The organism is Providencia sp. PROV109 (genome assembly GCF_033681625.1).
GTDB classification, from domain to species: domain Bacteria; phylum Pseudomonadota; class Gammaproteobacteria; order Enterobacterales; family Enterobacteriaceae; genus Providencia; species Providencia hangzhouensis.
In genome coordinates this window covers 2,378,285-2,399,130 of record NZ_CP096320.1, presented here as the reverse complement: position 1 = coordinate 2,399,130, position 20,846 = coordinate 2,378,285, and the positions used below count along the sequence as shown (strand labels likewise).

The 20,846-nt window shown below is 37.7% G+C and carries 17 protein-coding genes and 4 pseudogenes; 13 read left to right on the top strand and 8 right to left on the bottom strand.

Annotated features, from left to right (window positions below; translation table 11 throughout):
• The first annotated feature begins 234 nt into the window (after positions 1 to 234).
• Both M1F25_RS11095 and ydeE read left to right on the top strand, forming a co-directional pair.
• The gene (locus tag M1F25_RS11095; RefSeq protein WP_181487872.1) at positions 235 to 1,392 is read left to right on the top strand and encodes an iron-containing alcohol dehydrogenase; all 1,158 of its coding nucleotides are present in this window, start codon (positions 235 to 237) and stop codon (positions 1,390 to 1,392) included.
• Between the two features lie 303 nt (positions 1,393 to 1,695).
• Positions 1,696 to 2,886, top strand: a complete 1,191-nt coding sequence (ydeE, locus tag M1F25_RS11090) for an efflux MFS transporter YdeE (protein ID WP_164455653.1) — start codon at positions 1,696 to 1,698, stop codon at positions 2,884 to 2,886.
• Between the two features lie 48 nt (positions 2,887 to 2,934).
• On the opposite strand, the gene M1F25_RS11085 is transcribed toward ydeE, so the two are convergent.
• Entirely contained in the window at positions 2,935 to 4,086 is a 1,152-nt protein-coding gene (locus tag M1F25_RS11085) for an MFS transporter (RefSeq protein WP_181487870.1), read from the bottom strand.
• A 527-nt stretch (positions 4,087 to 4,613) separates the two neighbouring features.
• On the opposite strand from M1F25_RS11085, the gene M1F25_RS11080 reads away from it, so the two are divergent.
• Positions 4,614 to 5,861 (top strand): MFS transporter, encoded by a 1,248-nt coding sequence (locus M1F25_RS11080; protein ID WP_094960579.1) that lies wholly within the window; start codon positions 4,614 to 4,616, stop codon positions 5,859 to 5,861.
• Positions 5,862 to 5,973: 112 nt separating this feature from the next.
• Here M1F25_RS11080 and ada read toward each other — a convergent pair whose 3' ends face one another.
• A complete protein-coding gene (ada, locus tag M1F25_RS11075) occupies positions 5,974 to 7,050 on the bottom strand; it encodes a bifunctional DNA-binding transcriptional regulator/O6-methylguanine-DNA methyltransferase Ada (RefSeq protein ID WP_036957739.1) in 1,077 nt (358 codons plus the stop codon).
• A gap of 177 nt (positions 7,051 to 7,227) precedes the next feature.
• A complete protein-coding gene (locus tag M1F25_RS11070; RefSeq protein WP_144140013.1) occupies positions 7,228 to 8,082 on the bottom strand; it encodes a helix-turn-helix domain-containing protein in 855 nt (284 codons plus the stop codon).
• A gap of 155 nt (positions 8,083 to 8,237) precedes the next feature.
• Between M1F25_RS11070 and M1F25_RS22470 the strand changes: the two are divergent.
• Positions 8,238 to 8,396: pseudogene (locus tag M1F25_RS22470) on the top strand (RimJ/RimL family protein N-acetyltransferase); the annotation flags it as partial.
• Between the two features lie 29 nt (positions 8,397 to 8,425).
• Here M1F25_RS22470 and M1F25_RS11065 read toward each other — a convergent pair.
• Positions 8,426 to 9,679, bottom strand: a complete 1,254-nt coding sequence (locus M1F25_RS11065) for an IS256 family transposase (RefSeq protein ID WP_135536280.1) — start codon at positions 9,677 to 9,679, stop codon at positions 8,426 to 8,428.
• A 99-nt stretch (positions 9,680 to 9,778) separates the two neighbouring features.
• On the opposite strand from M1F25_RS11065, the pseudogene M1F25_RS11060 reads away from it, so the two are divergent.
• The 3 genes and pseudogenes from M1F25_RS11060 to M1F25_RS11050 all read left to right on the top strand — a co-directional run.
• A pseudogene (locus tag M1F25_RS11060) lies at positions 9,779 to 10,168 on the top strand (GNAT family N-acetyltransferase); the annotation flags it as partial.
• Positions 10,169 to 10,344: 176 nt separating this feature from the next.
• Entirely contained in the window at positions 10,345 to 11,772 is a 1,428-nt protein-coding gene (locus tag M1F25_RS11055; RefSeq protein WP_004254427.1) for a Na+/H+ antiporter NhaC family protein, read from the top strand.
• 15 nt (positions 11,773 to 11,787) lie between these two features.
• Positions 11,788 to 12,777, top strand: coding sequence for a D-cysteine desulfhydrase (locus M1F25_RS11050; protein WP_094960582.1), 990 nt, complete (start codon positions 11,788 to 11,790; stop codon positions 12,775 to 12,777).
• An 85-nt stretch (positions 12,778 to 12,862) separates the two neighbouring features.
• Here M1F25_RS11050 and yqfB read toward each other — a convergent pair whose 3' ends face one another.
• Entirely contained in the window at positions 12,863 to 13,192 is a 330-nt protein-coding gene (yqfB, locus tag M1F25_RS11045) for a N(4)-acetylcytidine aminohydrolase (protein ID WP_112307094.1), read from the bottom strand.
• 184 nt (positions 13,193 to 13,376) lie between these two features.
• Between yqfB and M1F25_RS11040 the strand changes: the two genes are divergently transcribed.
• Entirely contained in the window at positions 13,377 to 14,159 is a 783-nt protein-coding gene (locus tag M1F25_RS11040; protein ID WP_112307093.1) for a GNAT family N-acetyltransferase, read from the top strand.
• Positions 14,160 to 14,296: 137 nt separating this feature from the next.
• On the opposite strand, the gene M1F25_RS11035 is transcribed toward M1F25_RS11040, so the two are convergent.
• Positions 14,297 to 15,217, bottom strand: coding sequence for an alpha/beta hydrolase family protein (locus M1F25_RS11035; protein ID WP_181487868.1), 921 nt, complete (start codon positions 15,215 to 15,217; stop codon positions 14,297 to 14,299).
• 147 nt (positions 15,218 to 15,364) lie between these two features.
• On the opposite strand from M1F25_RS11035, the pseudogene M1F25_RS11030 reads away from it, so the two are divergent.
• The 5 genes and pseudogenes from M1F25_RS11030 to M1F25_RS11010 all read left to right on the top strand — a co-directional run.
• Positions 15,365 to 15,628, top strand: a pseudogene (locus tag M1F25_RS11030) (inositol monophosphatase family protein); the annotation flags it as partial.
• A 13-nt stretch (positions 15,629 to 15,641) separates the two neighbouring features.
• A complete protein-coding gene (locus tag M1F25_RS11025; RefSeq protein ID WP_110591704.1) occupies positions 15,642 to 16,802 on the top strand; it encodes an MFS transporter in 1,161 nt (386 codons plus the stop codon).
• Between the two features lie 186 nt (positions 16,803 to 16,988).
• A complete protein-coding gene (locus tag M1F25_RS11020) occupies positions 16,989 to 17,177 on the top strand; it encodes an FAD-binding oxidoreductase (RefSeq protein ID WP_226617037.1) in 189 nt (62 codons plus the stop codon).
• A 3-nt stretch (positions 17,178 to 17,180) separates the two neighbouring features.
• Positions 17,181 to 17,954: a GNAT family N-acetyltransferase gene (locus M1F25_RS11015; protein ID WP_094960591.1), complete on the top strand. Its 774-nt coding sequence runs from the start codon at positions 17,181 to 17,183 to the stop codon at positions 17,952 to 17,954.
• A gap of 117 nt (positions 17,955 to 18,071) precedes the next feature.
• Entirely contained in the window at positions 18,072 to 18,623 is a 552-nt protein-coding gene (locus tag M1F25_RS11010; protein ID WP_004254476.1) for a hypothetical protein, read from the top strand.
• Between the two features lie 47 nt (positions 18,624 to 18,670).
• On the opposite strand, the gene ddlA is transcribed toward M1F25_RS11010, so the two are convergent.
• Positions 18,671 to 19,774, bottom strand: coding sequence for a D-alanine--D-alanine ligase (ddlA, locus tag M1F25_RS11005; RefSeq protein WP_036957745.1), 1,104 nt, complete (start codon positions 19,772 to 19,774; stop codon positions 18,671 to 18,673).
• 133 nt (positions 19,775 to 19,907) lie between these two features.
• Positions 19,908 to 20,791, bottom strand: a pseudogene (locus M1F25_RS11000) (LysR substrate-binding domain-containing protein).
• Between the last annotated feature and the right edge of the window lie 55 nt (positions 20,792 to 20,846).

The window sequence follows — 20,846 nt, the reverse complement described above, 5'->3', positions numbered from 1 at the left end:
TGTCAAATTAAAGCCCACCTTCAACTTAACAAGATTGCCACATCAGTAAAATATATAAAAAAACAATTAAGATTAACTACAATTAACAACGCTCAAGATAATTTCACTATTAAAATATAAACCATCAAATCGATATGATACACAATCATTTTAAGATTATATTATGTTTACTTGTAATTATATTATATGCATGTAATTATTTGGATTCATTTCTACTGTCTACGAAGGCCATATATGAACAATTTCGAATTTTATAACCCCACTCGTATCATGTTTGGTGAAGGTAAAATCAGTGAACTTGACCGAGTTGTCCCTAAAAATGCTAAGGTTCTTATTTTATTTGGCGGTGAAAGTGCAAGAAAAACAGGAACCTTAAATGAAGTTGAGCAAGCTTTAGGATCTCGAGCATTCGATCATTTTGGTGGAATTGAGGCCAATCCTCGTTATGAAACATTGATAAAAGCTGTCGATAAAATTGAAAAAGAAGGTTTCGATTTCTTGCTGGCGGTTGGTGGTGGATCCGTCATTGATGGTGTTAAATTTATCGCAGCCGCGGTAAATTACCCAGGCGATAAATGGGAAGTGGTCACAAATAGAGGCACTACTATAAAAACTGCGCTGCCCTTCGGTACAGTGTTAACATTACCTGCTACTGGTTCCGAAATGAACAAGGGTTCTGTAATTACTCGTGAAGAACTGCATTCTAAACTTGCTTTTATGAGCGACCATGTATTTCCTCAATTCTCTATTCTTGACCCAGTAAAAACCTATACTTTACCGACTCGCCAAATAAGTAATGGTGTTGTTGACGCTTTCGTTCATGTTATTGAACAATATTTGACTTACCCAGTGAATGCTTACGTACAAGACGCATTCGCAGAAGGCTTATTGAAAACATTAATAGAGATTGGACCTAAAGCGCTTGAGACTCCAAAAGATTATGATATTCGAGCCAATTTAATGTGGACAGCCACCTTGGCTTTAAATGGTTTAATTGGTGTTGGGGTACCACAAGACTGGTCTACTCACATGTTAGGCCATGAAATCACTGTGCTGTATGGTTTGGATCATGCACAAACACTCGCTATTGTTCTACCATCCATGCTGACGGAAAAATTAGCCCAAAAACAGGCCAAATTAGTGCAATATGCAGAACGAGTTTGGGGAATTACGTCAGGTTCTGACCAAGAGAAAGCATTAAAAGCCATTGAGTTAACTCGAGAGTTTTTTGAAAAAATGCAAGTGGGCACTCGTTTTAGTGACTACCAATTGACCCAAGAGGTTATTGAACCATTAGTTAATAGTTTAGCTGCACATAATATGGTGAAATTAGGTGAGCACCAAGATATTAGCTTAGATATTAGTCGTCGAGTTTATACGGCCGCTTTATAATCTCCACCTCTCTCGAAAAGGTGCATACTTGCACCTTTTTCTTTTTTATCACCCAAAGTCCTTTTCCTTATAACTCATTTAAATTTATCGGTTATTATAACAGCATATAACGTTTAATTGGCTAGATTGTATTTCATATTGCCAGATTTTTAATTGAGAATGGCACATTAGCATCAGCAAAATATTGTTTTCAATTTTGAGCATTAATCACCATATCTCACCACTGTAAATTTAGGTATTTTATAGCTTACAGATAGTCCGAAACAAATATATAACAACAATTAATAAGTTAGGTTGTGAGCCATGTTATCTAAATTTAATATATCAAACAGTGCATTACTTGCATCGTCTCTGCTCTTAACGATTGGGCGTGGTGCAACATTGCCCTTCATGGCTATTTACCTAACCCGTGAATATGAAATGGCTATTGATATTGTCGGTGTTGCAATGTCAATGGCTATGGTGGTTGGTGTTTTATTTAGTATGGGCTTTGGTATGTTAGCAGACCGCGTTGATAAAAAACGCTGTATGCTATTCGCAGTTATCGCCTTTATTTGTGGGTTTATTGCGATACCTATCGTGAATAATGCTATTTTAGTCATTATTTTCTTTTCGTTAATAAATTGCTCTTATTCCGTATTCTCAACGGTACTAAAAGCCTATTTTGCAGATACCCTTACGGTTGCATTAAAAGCAAAAATATTTTCCTTAAATTATACCTTCATTAATATAGGCTGGACTGTTGGTCCTCCCATTGGCACCTGGTTATTAATGTATAGTATTAACTTACCATTCTATTTAGCTGCAATTTCAGCCGCTTTTCCAATCTTTTTTATACAACGGTTTGTACAGAGCATAAAACCGATACCATTAGAAGAAGGCCAGACCCGCAAATGGAACCCTGTCTCTATGCTACGAGACCAAGTGCTGGCATGGTTTATTTTATCAACTTTCTTAGGTTCATTAGTTTTTGGAACTTTTACCACTTGGATATCCCAATATGCCATCACCGTTGCTAACAGTGATTTTGCCCAAGTGGTTATCGGTGTTATTTTGCCCGTAAATGCTATTGTCGTAGTGACGTTACAATATACAGTCGGTAAACGTATCACTCCAGATAACTTAAGAAAATTGATGACATTAGGTAGTCTATTTTTTATTTTAGGGTTGGCAACCTTTATGTATGCCCATGAAAACTTATACCTATGGGCTCTTGGCGCCTTTATTTTCACTTTAGGTGAGTTAATCTACGCCCCTGGCGAATACATGTTAATTGATAGTATTGCTCCAGACGGAATGAAGGCCAGTTATTTTTCGGCTCAATCTTTAGGGCTACTTGGCGGTGCATTTAATCCGATGTTAACAGGAGTTGTATTAACTGAACTTCCCCCCTATTTTATTTTCATTATTCTTATGTTTATTACATTTTTAGCCTGGCTATCCATGCTAAATGGAATGCGTCTAAGAAAAAAACAATTATTAGTTACCCAATAGCATTTTTTCTCCACTGAAAAACATTTTCGGTGGAGAAAAATGACCAATCTACTGCCTTTTTATTCTCTGTCTTATCGGTAAAACTAAACAAATAGCTGAACTCAATAATACAATAGTCATGATTATAGAAACCTTAAGATAATTTTTCGAAATGAGTAAAGAAAATATTGGTAATGCAGATAATAAAATCAAGTTGTTAACACTCTCGGATATAGACAAGACAAAACCTTTATTCTCTGCACTTTGCCTTGCTAACATTGCGGTGCTTATCGGAGAGGCCAATCCTAACATCCCACCAATAACAGTTAAGCATAATCCATGACCAATTAGCGAAAGCCATCCACTAAGAAATAAGATAATCGTTATTATGATTATTAAAATAATAACCACGAGTTTTGTATTATTTGATACTTTAATTTTTTCAATTTTTGCAACTAAGCCATTGCCAAATAATAATCCCATCCCAAATAATCCCATTAAGCTACCAACCTCCGCACTTTCTAAGTGGGATCGTTGCCTTAATATTTCACCTGCAAGCAAGAATATACAAACTGATACCCCATTCCATAAACCTTTCGCTAATATGAGTCTGGTAATACCTACATGTTTAATCGCTTTAAAAGATAATTTTTTTCCGACAGTTTTTTGAGAGTGCGGCAGTGTAAATAGCCCTATAATGAATACGACTAAGCACCCTATCGCGGTATAAATAAAAGGGGCGTACCAAGCAAAATACTGGACTAATATCCCTGCAATAATTGGCCCCGTAATAATACCGACAGTCATTCCCACCATAATACTCCCCATTGCTGTAGCTTGTTTACTTTCACTAATTACATCAGCAATAAGTGCGAAGATAACGGGAACAAGTGCAGCAGAAGCCAATCCTCCGAAGCCCCTTAAAACAAGTGCAGTCAATAGATTAGGTGAAAAAATAATGACTAAACTATCGAGTGATAATAGCAAAAGAGCCATAAGCACAATTTTTCGTCTATCAATTCTATCTGATAAAAAACCAATAATAGGAGCTGCCAAGGTATAGGCCAACGCATAAGCCGATACCAACCACGTAATTTGGTCAGCTTGAACATGAAATACCGTTGCTAACGGCGATAAAATAGCCGACAACATAAATTCTGCGGTACCAACAAGGTATACCGCTACTGCCGACAAAAGCAGTAAGTAATGAGTAGAAGTCATAGTTTTCTCGTTTTGATATATATTGCATTATCCAATCAGTGCTTATGATTGGTATCGATATGGTTTTATTTAAAAAAAATTAGGGGAGTTTTTTGGCAGTGAGTAGCTAGTTGTAAGTAACGTTTAAATACTGGAAGTATTGAGATGATTAATTAAGGTAACAAACTGAAAGATAAGAGCGAATAGAGGTCTATTAAATCTTAAACTTTAATTAAATTCAAGAGATTCCTGCAAAGTTAAATATATATTAACAAATATTCCATCTTCTTAAATTTAGCAAAAATAATTACTATCTGATTTCCTTGTTCCTATGCATTTAATACGTAATATTACCCATTCAAATACACTAATTCCTGCGATTAATCGACTATTAGCCACTTCTATGTCAAAAAAAACTCTCATTATCTATTTTATAATGTACAAACAATAACATGATAGTTGCTTCCATATTTGGTTATTAAATCAATAGAATAGTTTATTTAATAATCACATTAAAGCATGTTTAGGCTAACGGAAGGTATATAAACATGAATATTATCACTCGGCTTAAATTCGTTTCATTTCTACAATTTTTTATCTGGGGATCATGGCTAGTTACTTTTGCATCTTACCTATTCAATACATTACATTTCAAAGGCGGTGAAATCGGCTTAATTTTTAGTACATTAGGTATCTCAGCCTTATGCTCACCGATTATCATCGGATTTATTGCAGATAAAATTGATAACAGAAAACTTGTATACACTACATCACATATCATTTCTGCTGTATTTCTAATCGTAATGGCTCATAGTGATTCAATAACCCTACTATTTATTGTGACATTAGTTCATCTAATGTTTTATATTCCAACTATTTCTATTTGTAATAGTATTGTTTTTGAAATGTTGAGCGCTGAAAAGCTCGATTCTGATGTTTATTTTCCTAAAATACGCGTTTACGGTACCTTAGGCTTTATTGTCGCTATGTGGACAATTAGCTTATTAAAATTGGAAATGAGTTTTTATCAATTATATATTGGTGCTATTGCATCGATTGTACTCAGTATTTTTTCTATTTTCTTTATTTCAACACAGAGCTGTAAAATTGAGAGAAAAGAAGAAAAACCCAGTTTTAGTTGTCAAAATATTATTTTTCTCTTTAAAAAAGGACGAGTTGCAGTATTTCTATTCTTTGCCATGTTATTAGGCTCTGTTTTACAAATTACCAATACCTTTGGCGTTCCCTTTTTACAAGATATGGCATTAATGCCTGAAGCTAGAGGCTCGGTTTTTTCTGAATATCCCACAATCTTTTTATCAATATCGCAATTTTCAGAAATTATATTTATTTTGCTTTTACCGCTATTACTCAAAAAATTCAAAATTGAAGCTATCCTATTTATGAGTATGATCGCGTGGATTTTACGATTAGGTTTATTTGCTTACGGTGATTTCACTGTGATTGGTACTATCGCTTTATTTTTATCCATGGTTGTATACGGCTGTGCATTTGATTTCTTTAATATCGCGGGAGCACTATTCTTAGAAAAAGAAATTGCCCCCGAATTTCGTTCAACAGCACAAGGTGTATTCACCACATTAGTGAACGGTTTTGGTACATTTTTAGGCGCGGTATTATGTGGATGGGTTATCGAACTGAATACGGTCAATGGTGTGGTGAATTGGAAAACTTTCTGGATGATCTTTACCGGCTACACTGCGAGTTTTACACTTCTCTATGTCATTTACTTGTTCTATCCTAAAAATAGTCAACCGAAAACTGCCATTCAATGACTCGTATTCCCCTTATTCATGAGCCATATATACAGAATAAGGGGGTTATATTATTTCAAATGTGTGATTTTGAAATAGTCATATTAGGGTTACTCTTCATTTTTAGTGCAATTTAATTATTATCTGCCTTATACTTCGCCTCTTTTAGCAATAACGCTTGTTTTCGGTCAATACCCCAACGGTAACCAGAAAGATCACCATTACTCCTAACAACACGGTGGCACGGTATTGCTACCGCTAACATATTTGCACCACAGGCATTAGCTACCGCTCTGACTGCACTAGGCTGGCCAATTTTTTCTGCAATATCACTGTAACTCTTTGTTTCCCCAACTGGGATATTACGTAAAGCTTGCCAGACGCGTTGTTGAAATGCAGTACCTTGAATGTCTAATGGTAAATTTAAACCAATTTCAGGCGCCTCAATAAAACCCACCACTTGAGCGACTAGTTGTTCAAAGTCGTCATTTCCTCCAATGAGCTCTGCGTTCGGGAATTTATCCTGTAAATTATTCAATAACTGCTCAGGGTCATCCCCTAACAAAATGGCGCAAACCCCTATCGGACTTTGTGCAACTAATAATGTTCCCAACGAGCAAACCGCAAGAGCAAAATAAATTTTACTGCCTCTTCCTCCTGATTTCCATTCACTCGGCGTCATGCCTAGTCGTTGAGATGAGGCTTCATAAAAGCGACTATTTGATTGATAACCTGCATCATAAATAGCATCCGTAATTCGTTTTTTTTCTTGAAGCTGTTGCTGCAATGTTTTATGGCGAAATGCATCCGCATATGCCTTTGGTGTTAACCCTGTCTGTGCTTTAAATAAACGGTGTAAATGATAGCGACTCATACCAATATAATCAGCTAACTCTGCCAAGCTCACCGTTTGTTCCTGCTGCTCAATATAACGACAAGCCTTTTCAATTTGTTCTTGATAAAATTGGGTTAATTGTGACGTTTCTGTCCGAAAGCGTTTTCCAGCACAGTAGCCTTGTTCAATAGCTTGCTGTTCATTATCGAAAAACTCAACATTATCTCTATTTGGTAAACGCCCCGCCGCAGATGGATGGCAATAAATAGCAGAGGTTCTTACACCGTAAACAAAATGACCATCTGCGGATTTATTCCTTTCAACCACCGCTTGCCACCTCTGTTCTGGCGTTTTCCACAAATTTTTAGTTATCATCATGTCGCCCTTCGCTGGTTAATTACATTAATTATGACAAACTTCAGTCCTAAAAAACTCCGAACATTGCTTTTTAATTCTAGCTTTATCCGTCCAGCACAAGGCCATAATTACATGAATTCCAATGTGTTATTGCGTTTATAAAAAGCACTCAACAAAAATTGAACCGCATTAGTATTATTTGTTTTTCAGCTCTTTTTGTGCAATGCGTTTTTTAAATCCTGTTAACGTCATTCCTGTATGCCGTTTAAAGTAACGGCATAAATAAGATGTATCTTCAAAATTTAATTCATCAGCAATTTGCTTAATGGATAAATTACCAATTTCTAATAATGCTTTTATTTCTAAAATAACTTGCCTATCTATTAATACTTTTGGTGGGTCATTAAAAAAATTTTGACTAATTTTGGACAAGTAGAATGGTGTAATAGACAATTGTTCAGCATAAAATTTCACTTCTTTATGCTGCTTACAGTGAGTTGTAATTAAGTCCCAAAAACGCCAACACAGCTGCTCTTGGCGGCTTTTATTTTCTGGTTTTATAGAAATGTGTTGTGCATGATTACTGATTTCTAAAAATAAATTTTGTAAATGGTTTTTTAATTGTAATACCCCATATTTACCCCAATTAGACACTATAGCTAAAAGAATGTATCTCCAGCTTTCAAACAGTGCAACTTTTTCTAATGGAATTGAAATAACAGGAAAATCATTAAAAAAAGCAAATAATTGATTTGGTAATACATAGGCAATTTCTGTTGCTAGCTTTTTATCAATCAACCAATATTCCAAACGAAATTTACGTGATTTGGCTTGCAGCATTGCAAAAGAATCATCGTATAAAATGATAATATCGTTTTTGCGTATCAGATGCCGTTTGAAATTAATATTGAAGACTCCATATCCTTGCTTGCATACACAAACCGCCACATAAGATGTTTTAATCGGTTTAAATTGCATCTCTTCCATATTACTTTCACCAATCCGAATGGCTTCAGGTAAATCAATTTGATAATTTTTTAAATGCTGCATGATTGTTGTGTTTTGATTTACTTCATATAACGCATATCATAACAAAAAAGTTGTCATAAGTACCAATAATGTACAAGTTATGCCCTTATTTTATTTTCATAAATACCTAAAATAGCCTTCAAATTAAGGGATACCATAACGGGGGAGATTAGAAAATGGTACTTGCAACAAATAGGTTAGTATTGCGTCCTTGGCAAGAAACAGATGCCGCTGATTTATATTTCTATGCAAAAGATGAAAGAATTGGCCCTATCGCAGGTTGGCCTGCTCACAAAAATGAAGAAGAGAGTCTTTCTATCATCAAGAATATTTTTGAGTTATGGTCAAATCTGGTGTACGAGCATCAGGCGGTTTTCCTGTCTGACTGCTCCATTACTTGTTCGCCGTCTTGGAATTTAACGTTATTGACCACGAGGGTTAGCAGTTGAAATCCTTTCAGGCGGTTCCAGCGCTTCTGCGCTGATTGCAGCAATTTATAAACCATTGCTAGGGTTGTGTTTCTTGAACCGCAGTTGCGGGTTTTGCTGGTTCTTAAACGTACTGTAGCGAAGGCAGATTCAATTGGGTTGGTGGTGCGTATACTCACCCAATGTTCTGCTGGAAAATCGTAGAAAGCCAACATGCTCTCACGGTCTTTAGCTAAGCATTCCATTGCGCGTGGGTACTTAGCAGTAAACCTTTCCAGCGCTATATCAAAGGCTTTATGAGCCTTCTCACGCGTCTCTGCCATCCAGATATCATGCAGTGCTTCTTTTACTTTGGGTTGCACTGCCTTGGGCAGTTTGTTGAGCACATTGGCCGTCTTATGCACCCAGCAACGTTGCTGTTTGGTCTGCGGGTATACTTTGCTCAGAGCCTTCCAGAAGCCCAGAGCGCCGTCAGCTGTTGCCAGCTTTGGGCAGGTCGTAAGCCCACGCGCAACCAGGCCATTCAGCAGCTCAAGCCAGCTGGCTTCGGACTCGCGATAGCCTTCTTCAACAGCAATCAGTTCCTTGCGGCCATGCTCTGTCACGCCCATCACCACCAGCAAGCACAAACGGTCATCGAGGCGGACGTTGCTGTAAATACCGTCAACCCAAAGGTACGCGTAGCGCTTGTCACTCAAATCGCGCTGTCGCCACTCTCGGTGCTCATCAATCCAGCGTTCCTTGAGCCTGGAAATGGTGTTAGCTGACAGACCTTTGGCATTCTCACCCAGCAAGGCTGCAAGGGCTTCTTGGTAGTCTCCAGTGGAAATACCTTTGAGATACAGCCACGGTAATAACTCTTCAACGCTGCGGGCACGCTTGAGGTATGGCGGTAGCAGTGCGCTGGTAAAACGAATACCAGAGCCGCTACGATCACGCACTTTTGGCACCTTGATATCAACATCGCCAATGCCCGTTTGGATGCTGCGCTCAGGCAAATAGCCGTTACGCACCACAGCTTTGCGGCCATCGGGTAAACGCAGTTCTTCATGAGCTTGCAGCAGTTGCTGCAGCTCTACTTCAACTGCTTGCGCAATGAGCTGACGAGCACCATTACGCAATAAAGCAGTTAGCACATCAGTGCCAGTTTCATCTGGTTGTGAAAGAACATTCAGGGTAATATTTGTCATGGCGTATCGCTCTACTGTTAATTATTTCTTGGAGGAAACAATCAACAGGATACGCCACCCTCTTTTCCCCTCATACACCACAAATGACTATAGCTCAATATTTTTATGCGAGATGAAATTTACGCGGTAACGTTAAAAAATGAAAACCAAGCTATTGGCCTGATTGGATTATCATTTAGCCATGAAAGTAATTTTCCCATTGGGGAAAATGATGCAGAAGTCAGTTATTGGATTGGTGTACCGTTCTGGGGTAAAGGCCTTATACCAGAGTCAATTAACGCCATCATGTACCATGCATTCACTAATTTGAAATTAGATAATTTATGGTGTGGTTACTTTCAAGGTAACGAGCAATCTAAAATTGCCCAAGAAAAATGCGGCTTCAAATACTATGCAACTCTTGAACCACAATTTATTGAATTAATTGGTGAAACTAAGACAGAAGATATTAGTAAAATAACCGCTAAAGAGTGGCAAGCTCGACAGTAATATTTGATTCTATCTATACATGTGGCCAGCATTTATCTGTTTGGCCTTTTTCTTATTAATTTATTGTCACAACTCATTTCAATGATGAATAAAATTATTCTACCGTGTTCCTATTAATGCTATGATTTTTCAATAATTATAAAATTCATACTTTCACTAGGATCACAGGTAAACACATGCAGGACTATGGTATTTGGACCGTTATCACTCCCATTGTGACTATAATTTTGGCGATATTAACTCGCCAAGTCATGCTTTCATTAATGCTAGGAATATTCGTTGGTTTTACTGTCATTAACGATCACAACCTATTATTAGGTGTGCAAGGTACCGTTGATGGTATTATTGATACATTTTCATCTGCAGGGAATACGCGAACAATTGTCTTTATGGTCATGATCGGAGGGATAATGAGGCTTGTTGTTGTGACAGGCGGAGTTCGAGCATTAGTTCAGCTACTAACCAATAAGACAAAACTGATTAAAAACCGTAAATCTACCCAGTTTCTTGCCATTATCATTACTTCTCTTATTTTTATTGAAAGCTCAATTAACCAATTAGTCGCTGGCGCCTCAACTAAAAATCTAGCACGACAATATGGTGTTGCTCCTGAAAAAATGTCCTATATTATCCAAACAGCATGTGTTTCTGTTTGTTCCTCCGCCATCATCAATGGTTGGGGTGCAGTAATAATGGGGTTAATTGGGGTACAAATTTCCCAAGGTCTGATTCAAGGCGAGCCCTTTGATATTTTAATTACTTCGATTGGTTACAATTTAATGGCATGGTTATCTATTATAACTATCCTATTCTATGTATTTACCAATATTTCATGGGGTCCCATGAAAAAAGCTGAAGATAAATATCAACAAAATTTTATTGAGGGGAATATTTCCCAGTTACAAAGCCAAGATAATGAAGAAGAGATTATTGATCACCCTAACGCTCATTCTTCATTAAACTTCTTTATTCCTATTTTATCTACGGTGTTAATGGTCCCTATCGCACTATATATCACTGGTGACGGTGACTTTAGCAAAGGAAGTGGTTCGACATCCGTATATTGGGGAGTCATGTTTGGTACTGTGGTATCTTTCTGTTGGTTTATCGGTCGACGGTTACTAAATATTGATGAATTCTTTAAAGAATTATTTATCGGCTACGCCAATATGCTAAAAATCAGCTCAATTATGATCTTAGCATTCTTGATGGGAAATGTCTCTGCTGAGTTAAACACGGGAGCCTATATTGCTGAAGTCACTCAAGGAGTTATGGCCCCAGGTTTTTCTATTGGATTTATCTTTATAATTAGCGCCATTATGTCTTTAGCAACAGGCACCTCTTGGGGAACTTTCGCGATAATGATACCTATCGGGGTTCAATTAGGTTTATCTGTAGGAATGCCTGTTGAATATATGATTGGTGCAGCAATTTCTGGCTCAATATTTGGCGATATGACCTCCCCAATTTCTGCGGATGCTATTGTTGCTTCAATGGCGACAGACTGCGAACATATTGAGCATATTCGTACTCAAATGCCTTATGCGTTAGTAACTGCCAGTATTGTTCTTGCTATTTACCTTTACCTTGGTTTTTCTTATTAATTATTGGGAGTTTAGATGTCTATCCAACAACAACTAACACAGTACGCAAAAATAGATTTACTTAACTCGTCGACTCCACTTAATCGATTGAATAATTTATCGCATAAGTTTGGTCGTGAGATTTATATAAAACGTGATGATATGACTCCCCTTGCTATGGGGGGAAATAAACTGCGTAAACTAGAATTTTTAATGGCTGATGCATTAGCCAAAAAAGCAAAAATTATTGTTACCGCGGGGGCAATTCAATCAAACCATGTCCGCCAAACTGCAGCTGTTGCTGCCATGTATGGGCTTGAATGCGTTGCGTTATTAGAAAATCCAATTAAAAGTGATAACCCTAACTTTCTGCATAATGGTAATAAATTATTAACTGACTTATTTTCCACCCGTTGTGTGATGTGTGATGAATTAACCGACCCACAATCCCAAATGGAAGCGCTAATTAAAACACTTTCTCTTAAAGATGCCTATATTGTCCCTGTGGGTGGGTCAAATACATTAGGTGCTTTAGGCTATGTCCAATGCGCTATTGAGATAGCTCAACAGAAGCCAGAACATATTGAATTTGATAAAATTATTGTTGCTTCAGGAAGTGCTGGAACCCATGCAGGGCTTGCCATTGGTTTACAGGAATTACTACCACAGAGCCAAGTAATTGGCGTGACAGTGTCACGAAAGCAACAAGACCAAGCCCCTAAAGTTGAAAAATTGCAATCCGAACTGGCTCAATGGTTGGGTCTAGCTAAAACACCTGAAGTACAATTATGGGATAACTTTTTTGCTCCCATGTATGGAATGCCAAACCAAAAAGGCCTCGCCGCAATCAACTTATTAGCGCGGCAAGAAGGTATTTTATTAGACCCAGTTTATACCGGTAAAGCCATGGCTGGGTTAATTGACTACTTGGAAAGCTCTGAAGAAAAAACTCCCGTTCTGTTTATTCATACGGGTGGAGCCCAAGCATTATTTGCTTACTCAGATATTAGCCAAACAATTAAATAATCATCATCAGATAAAAGGGCCAGATTGCCCTTTTATCTTCCATTGTAAAGCTAAAATACTCGACTTCCTTCTTTATTATTGTTGATTAGTCTGTACTATCCAATAATCGGTAAGTGATCACATATAGATATTGTTCATTTGGGTAAATCTCTTTGATAAGCGCTTTCAACGTCTCTAGGTTCATGGCTTCTTGTTTAGCATGGTATTCAGAAATGTCATCATAAGAAATGGGCTCTACCGACAATATTTTAATATCAGTATAATATTCACCTGTTTCCAGCGCGTATACCTTCACAATACTCCCAGGAACATAATGGCTCTCGCTTTTATCACGAATAGTGATAATTTTTTTACCGGAAACTACCAATGGAAGCAAGCGTTCAAAAAAAGTTATCGTGTCTGGTGCGTTATTCATAATAATTCTCTTATTTTTATACAATCTCTTTTCTAGGAAGACCTATTTTCTTATAAATCCAATAAATTGCAATAAAATGGTTCTTTTTGTGCTTTCAATTATACGAACACTATAGCGATCATTCCGTTTTATATACAATCAGGCCATAAAAATATTATCTACGCCTATAAACTGAGTACACATAATGGATAACAATGAAAATTTGTTCTATCAACAAGAATACTATTTTTGGTCTGCAATATGTGCAAATACGGTGAAAATTAGCAACCAAACTAGTGCTTATTTTTCTGAGCTACCATTGCCTATATTTAATTATATTTACCTCCACCAAGGCGCACTCATTTCAGATTACGAGAAGGCCGAAGCGCTATTCAAACAACAAGCTAAACCTTATGCACTGGTTGTTCATGACCAAATACTTTCACTATTTGAGTCAGAAATAATAACACGGAGATTAGTCTTTGATGGTGAATCAACCGCAATGATTTTGCCACAAGGGGCTCTGTCTCAATACAATTCACCACCACCGCTTAATACTGATTTTCAGATAATACAGAGTAATGATCGACTCGAAGATTGGGCTCAGCCGTTAATTACAGCATTCCCTGTCGATTTTGATACAGATGAAAGTGACTCAACTGTTACTGACGAGTATATTCGTTATCACCAAAGAGCACTTGATAAACAAACTAATATGGTGCATTTAGTCTTATTTGCAGATCAGCAACCAGTCTCAACCTTAACTATGACATTTAATAATGAAACAGCTCGACTTGATGATATTGGTACTGATATTCAATACCAAGGTAAAGGGCTCGCGACTTCACTTATTAAACATGCGCTATACCTTTGCCATCAACAAGGGATTAAACAGTGTGTATTGGAGTCATCCAGTGAAGGGTTATCTATCTACAAAAAACTGGGTTTTGAACCTATTTTTAATTACTACAGCTATATTTCGGAGTGATTTTATTGAATGCATCTTAATAATCAAGATGCATTTTACTTTACCTAAAAAAATAAGGTTTAATGTAATCACTAATCGCAAAACTGCACCTAGTGACACAATCATGGGGATTAATATAATGATAACTCCCAGTATATTTATTTTGTCACCGTTTGGTACCAATGTTGAATATCTGTCACAATTTGTTCAGTGTGCAACTGCCCATCTTTATCTTTGAAATAATGGTCTAAATCTTGATAAGAACGGTAACTAACATGGGTATTACGAACTTGTTTCATCATATTATCTGTACCATGAGCATCCACGTTGGTATCCGCCATCGTTTGTATCACCAAATGTGGGGTTTTAACTGACTGGATAAGTTTTAAATTGTCAATGGTGAGCATCTCATACCACCATTTCGAGCCATGGCCGCTGACAAATTGGTCGTTATTTAATTGCTTTTGTTTTACCGCTTCTGCAAATTGTTTAAAACCTTCCTTTGAGTTAGCAATTTCTTCTTTAGGTGTATTATTTTCAATACTATATAGAACATCATTAATGAAGTATTGGCCGCCAACATTCAATGCAACGGATGCGGTAATAAAGTTTTCTTGTGCAACAATTAAATTAGTTACCAGCGCACCTTCACTTCCGCCTAATAGCACTATGTGTTGGTAATCATTTTTTAATTGCTTTAATACTGCTACATAATTATTGGTGCGTTCTAATGGCGAGTCTTTCGACATGTAGTCAACAGGACATTCTTCTTCTGAAGCTTCTTCGCCATTAACCCCCACTTGGCTGTTTAATCCTGTTTTTTCAACTAATAAAATATCATTATGAGGAAATACAGCCCCGAAATTTTTCAACATATTGGGGTTATTAATGACGCTTTTACAATCTGAGCCTTGTAATAAAACTAATAAATCCTTTGATTTTTTGGCTTGTTTTTGGATTAAATAATAATTTATATCTTTGCCTGCAAAGTGCATAGTTTGCATACTCACAGGTAAATTCTGTGCAAATACACTTAATGGATAAATTGAAAACAACAAAGGCGTAATTTTTAGTTTCATTGCACACTCATCATGTTCTATAAGGACCTTTCGACGATATTATATTGAGTTTTTTATAACAAATAGCGCCTAAAATGCCCTCGTAAAACAAGATTAAATATAGATATACGGTTTAGACCTGTACATTTTTTTATGGCGCTTGAGAAACAAGTATTAATGACTCGCTATGGGGGAGAATGCTATGCAATGGCAATGTTAGCAGCGGATAAAATCGATATTTGTGTCGAATTCGCACTGGAACCTTATGATATTGTTCCATTAATCCCTATTATAGAACGTGTTATTGGCAAAGTGACTACATTAGATGGTTGCTGAGCTGAAATTGGTGGTACGGTTGTAGCAACAGGCTACCCAAACCTTCATGAACAAATTCTGGCTATCTTAATACAGGTAGTTAATTTTATCTTTTAAGAAGTATTATAAAATGCAATCTACTCAACAAGTTAATAGTCATGTTTCCTTTATGCCTGCGAAAAGGGAACAAGTTTCTACTCGAATTATTTTTTTTATTGCCGGTTTTGTTACCGCGGCCTGGGCAGCCATTGTTCCTTATGTCAAACTTAACACAGGGGCAAATGATGCCACCCTTGGCATGCTACTATTATGTTTCGGTGGAGGGGCACTTATTGCTATGCCAGTAACTGGTGCATTAGCTGCCAAATTTGGTTGCCGCCGTTTAATGGTGTTTTCTACCATCGCCTTTAGTTTGTTATTCCCCATTTTATCCTCTTTATCGCAAATTAACTTTATTATCATTGCCTTATTATTATTTGGAATTTTCATTGGCTTAACAGATTGCGCGATGAATGTTCAAGCGGTGATTGTTGAAAAATCATCTGATAAGCCAATTATGTCCGGCTTTCATGGTTTTTATAGTGTCGGGGGGATAGCTGGTGCAGGTACCATGAGTTTGATCTTGTTACTTGGTGTTTCCGCGACAATGGCATCAATCATCGTTTCAGTTATTGCCGTAGTTTTATTAGCTATTTGCTATAACGGTTTAATCCCTTACGCTAACGCCCCAACAGGCCCTCTTATCGCTATACCGAAAGGCATTGTTTTGGTTATTGGGGTTGTTTGTTTTGCCGTTTTTCTTGCTGAAGGCGCAGTTCTTGACTGGGGAGCTGTATTTTTAATTGAACACCATGGATTAGAAGAAACTTTAGGCGGCTTAGGGTTTGCTGCTTTTGCCACAACTATGACGATTGGCCGATTACTGGGCGACAAAATTGTTATGCGAGTCGGTTCCTCTCGCGTCGTATTTTTAGGTGCTTTACTCGCTTGCCTCGGTTTTGTTATTGCTGTTTTATCTCCTCATCTTATATTTGCCATCATGGGTTTTGCATTAGTCGGTGCAGGTTCATCTAATATAGTACCGGTGATGTTTTCTGCTGTAGGGAAGCAAAAAACGATGCCAGAGGCTCTTGCCGTACCTGCAATTTCAACTTTAGGCTATTTAGGTATTTTGGCGGGACCTGCAGCTATTGGTTTTGTTGCTTTTCAACTGTCCCTGGCAACTGCATTATTATTAATTTCTGCATTATTAGTTATTATTGCTTTTGTGACTCGTTTTATCCGTGTGTGATTTTTTGAATCTCATAAGGCTGCCCTTGCAGGTTCAGGTAAAATACTCTGTGCTGAAGATTATATTGATGATAAGCCTGAACACAACGCGTTAGCTATCGCACAAAACGCCCTTACAACAATTAAAAATTCATTTATAGGTAGTAACACGCTAAATCTTGAAAACGCTTTCACAGGAATGCGACCTATGCCTAAAGATGAGATGCCAATTGTCGGAAAAGTTGCTGATTTCGAAGGTTTATATATTATCAGTATGCACGCTGCGATCACGCTAGCACCTTTGATATGCCAATTGGCTCAAGATGAAATCTTGCATGGGATAGGACAAGCCGCATTAGGCCCATATCGATTAACTCGTTTTGTATCAGGTAACTGACAAATGAATATTCCGTTGTACTATTTAAGACATTATCAATCGATTGAAAAAACATTTTGGACATCTATTTGTGAACATAGTATCCAGATTGCACAACACACAATTTGCTATTTAACGCCCCTTAATTCGCCAGCGTTTAACTTTATCTATTTACAGCCTGACTCGACCAGCCACGCCTTTATGCAGGCTCACAACCTGTTTATTTCACAGAATAAAAACCATACCTTAGTGATCCCCGAAGAGATGCTCCTGCAGGTGGTAACTGAGGCTGAGTCATTAGGGTATAAACGTGACAGCGTCACGACCGCAATGGCACTGACCTTAATAAAGCAAAATGAAGTTGAACTGCCTGATAACCAAGTCGATATCGTCTTAGCCAATCACGATTTGTCTTTGTGGGCAAAGCCACTGGTTTCTGCGTTTTACCTGTCAGAAGAGCACGATCAGGTTATTCAGGAATATGTGCGTTATCATGAGGATGCATTACAACAAGGCGCCCCGCAGTTTCACCTTGTGTTACTCGTTAATGGTGAACCAGCGACCTCCATGACGGTGACGATCGAAGGTACGTTAGCGCGTTTTGATGATATTGGTACCGAGCCAAGTCATCAAGGTAATGGTTATGCTTCACAACTTATTGATTATGCGTTAGCATTTTGCCGCCAACAAGGTGTAGAACACTGTTTCCTAGATGCGTCTGAAGCGGGATTTGATTTGTATAAAAAATTTGGATTTGAACCTCTCTTTCGCTATATCAATTATGTTTGGTGCAAATAATTTATAACCATAATGTTATTTGTAGAGCTATCTGAAGTGGGATCATTGTTCACACAATGGTTCCAAGCTCAGTCATTCCAGATTAATCATAATGACAAAATTATCTAATATTTACATATGAAAATTAATATTATTGGCACTAGTGGTAGCGGTAAAAGTACCCTTTGCCAACAACTTTCGCTGTTGTTAAACGTCCCTTCTATCGAATTGGATAGCTTGTATTGGTTAGCGAATTGGCAAGGTTCTTCGGATGATGCGCTTAACCAGAAACTCACCGCTGCATTAGATAAAGCGGTATCTGGATGGGTTCTTGATGGAAACTATACGCGAACCCAACCCATTAAATGGAAAGAGGTTGATATGGTGGTATGGCTGGATTACTCCTTACCAAGAACGCTTTATCAGTCGATTACGCGCACATTGTCGCGCATTCGTTCAGGACAAGAGTTGTGGGCAAATACAGGTAATAAAGAACGTTGGAAAAATGCTTTTTTCAGCCGTGATTCGATAATTCTGTGGCTACTAAAGACTTACTATCCAAATAAGAAAAGAAATCTAAGTCATATGGCAAATATCAACTTACGCCATATTCAGTTTGTTCGACTCACCTCACCAAAAGAAACAAACTTATTTTTACAACAAATGAAAGCTCAAGTTCAGGGTAAATAAACATCTCGGTAGCCATAAAAACCACCGAGATAGTATTTTTTCAGCAATTAAAGCTCATCACATGCCGTTTTCAACATCGCAGTTTGTTGGAATTTTTCAATTCCTAACTCAATCAAGCGGCTGATTAATTGCGGGTATGTCATACCCGCTTGTTGCCACAATTTTGGGTACATACTGATGTTCGTAAAGCCAGGCAATGTGTTGATTTCATTGATGACCACGTCGTTGTTTTCCGTTAAAAAAACATCCACACGGGACATTCCACTGCAATTTAATGCGCGATACGCGGATAAGGCAATCTCGCGTATTTTATCACTCACCGCAGCATCTAACTGTGCAGGAGCCACGACAGAGGCGCCATTTTCATCAATATACTTAGTGTGGTACGCATAGAAACTATCGTGTAATACGATTTCACCACAAGGGCTGGCAAGAGGTTCTTCATTACCCAGTACGGCGCATTCAATCTCACGCCCTTTAACTGCACTTTCAATAAGGACTTTCATATCAAATAAGAAAGCAAAGTCCAGTGCTGCGTAAAATTCTGATTCAGTGCTGACTTTACTGATCCCGACAGATGAACCTTGATTTGCTGGTTTAATAAAAAGTGGTAAACCTAATTGCGCCACGGTCGCTTCATATTCAGTTGTTGCGCGCTCATTTTTGAGCACTGTTATAAACGGAGCAATATTTAAGCCTGCATCTCTAAGTAATCTTTTGGTAACGTCTTTATCCATACAGGCAGAGGAACCTAAAACCCCCGGACCGACAAATGGTAAATTCGCCATGCGCAATAAACCTTGTAACGAGCCGTCTTCACCTAAGTTACCGTGAACAATAGGGAAAATAACATCGATTTGTGGCAATGGCTTAGCATCTTCTAACGAAATAAACTGTTCGCTTGTTTTACCTGGAACAAGTGCGATAGCTCGCTTAGGCGTATTCAACGCAATACGAGAGGGATCATCACCATGCAATAAAAAATCAGATTCGTTATATTCATGCCATTGCCCTTCTTTATTAATCCCTAAAAGGCATACATCAAATTTATTGCGATCTAACCCATTGATAATATTTTTAGCAGACTGTAGTGAAACTTCATGTTCTGTTGATCGGCCACCAAAAATAACACCGACTCGTATTTTGCTCATTATTTGCTCCGACATAAAACACCAAACCTAGCCGAGAAATATAGCACGCAAAGAAAAGGTTATGGCATAAATTATTTATTTTTCATTAAGATTAGCTGGCTTTATGACCAAACCTTCTTTTTTTGATAGCTAATTATCTTTTATCTATCAGAGTTTCAATACTGATATTCACCTGTTCAATTAGCCACTGCGTAAAAATAGCCGCTGCACTGCCTTGCTCTACAGGTTTAGATGACAATAAATAATATGCTGAATTATCTTCAATAAAGCCATATGGCGCGGTTAATTGTTTCGATTTTACTTCATCCGCAACCATCAAAAATGACGCAAGCGCCGCCCCTTGCCCAGCCAAAGCCGCTTGTATACACAAATAAAAGTGTTCATATGTAATAGTTTTACTATTTTGAAACACTATTTCTTTTATATTTTGCCAAGTTTCCCATGCAGTTGGCCTAGATAGAGTTGACAGTAGCGTTATATGACTAAAGTTTTCTTTAAAATCAAGTTCAGGCCGAACCACGATGCCCATACGTTCTGAGCACACTTTCACCGCGCAAAGGTTGTCATTCCATTTGAAATCATTACGCCTCAATGCTAAATCAACATTCGTTTTTGTGAAATCGATAACACCACCTGCCGCCACTAAATGCACTGTAATATGGGGATATTGTTGATAAAAATGTGTAAGCCGAGGAATTAACCACTTCATTGCGATTGTAGGTTCACAAGACAAACTAACAACATCAGGAAAGGTACTGTTTTTTATCTTTTCAACACCCTCCTTGAGCTGTTCAAATATTGCACTGGTTGTTTGTAACAATATTCGTCCATTCGCCGTTAAAAATACAGCACGGTTCCTTCGTTCGAATAGCTCAACACCAAGGTGTTCTTCTAATAAACGAATTTGTCGGCTAATCGCATATGAGTCACATTCAGCTCTTGAGCCGCTTGCACAAAGCTACCTGCTTTCGCAGCAGTGTCAAAAAAACGTAATGACGTTAACGGTGGTAGTTTCATATATAGGTAATAAAAACTGACAGATTTATGTCAGGATAAATCGCTTTTTAGTTTT

Excerpts from the sequence above, each read along its gene's own strand:
- M1F25_RS11065 (WP_135536280.1), bottom strand. The coding sequence starts at position 9,679 with ATGACAAATATTACCCTGAATGTTCTTTCACAACCAGATGAAACTGGC.
- M1F25_RS11050 (WP_094960582.1), top strand. The coding sequence starts at position 11,788 with ATGTCTATCCAACAACAACTAACACAGTACGCAAAAATAGATTTACTT.
- M1F25_RS11070 (WP_144140013.1), bottom strand. The coding sequence starts at position 8,082 with ATGCAGCATTTAAAAAATTATCAAATTGATTTACCTGAAGCCATTCGG.
- M1F25_RS11020 (WP_226617037.1), top strand. The coding sequence starts at position 16,989 with ATGCCTAAAGATGAGATGCCAATTGTCGGAAAAGTTGCTGATTTCGAA.
- M1F25_RS11025 (WP_110591704.1), top strand. The coding sequence starts at position 15,642 with ATGCAATCTACTCAACAAGTTAATAGTCATGTTTCCTTTATGCCTGCG.
- ydeE (WP_164455653.1), top strand. The coding sequence starts at position 1,696 with ATGTTATCTAAATTTAATATATCAAACAGTGCATTACTTGCATCGTCT.
- M1F25_RS11010 (WP_004254476.1), top strand. The coding sequence starts at position 18,072 with ATGAAAATTAATATTATTGGCACTAGTGGTAGCGGTAAAAGTACCCTT.
- M1F25_RS11095 (WP_181487872.1), top strand. The coding sequence starts at position 235 with ATGAACAATTTCGAATTTTATAACCCCACTCGTATCATGTTTGGTGAA.
- ada (WP_036957739.1), bottom strand. The coding sequence starts at position 7,050 with ATGATAACTAAAAATTTGTGGAAAACGCCAGAACAGAGGTGGCAAGCG.
- yqfB (WP_112307094.1), bottom strand. The coding sequence starts at position 13,192 with ATGAATAACGCACCAGACACGATAACTTTTTTTGAACGCTTGCTTCCA.
- M1F25_RS11055 (WP_004254427.1), top strand. The coding sequence starts at position 10,345 with ATGCAGGACTATGGTATTTGGACCGTTATCACTCCCATTGTGACTATA.
- M1F25_RS11085 (WP_181487870.1), bottom strand. The coding sequence starts at position 4,086 with ATGACTTCTACTCATTACTTACTGCTTTTGTCGGCAGTAGCGGTATAC.
- M1F25_RS11015 (WP_094960591.1), top strand. The coding sequence starts at position 17,181 with ATGAATATTCCGTTGTACTATTTAAGACATTATCAATCGATTGAAAAA.
- M1F25_RS11035 (WP_181487868.1), bottom strand. The coding sequence starts at position 15,217 with ATGAAACTAAAAATTACGCCTTTGTTGTTTTCAATTTATCCATTAAGT.
- ddlA (WP_036957745.1), bottom strand. The coding sequence starts at position 19,774 with ATGAGCAAAATACGAGTCGGTGTTATTTTTGGTGGCCGATCAACAGAA.
- M1F25_RS11040 (WP_112307093.1), top strand. The coding sequence starts at position 13,377 with ATGGATAACAATGAAAATTTGTTCTATCAACAAGAATACTATTTTTGG.
- M1F25_RS11080 (WP_094960579.1), top strand. The coding sequence starts at position 4,614 with ATGAATATTATCACTCGGCTTAAATTCGTTTCATTTCTACAATTTTTT.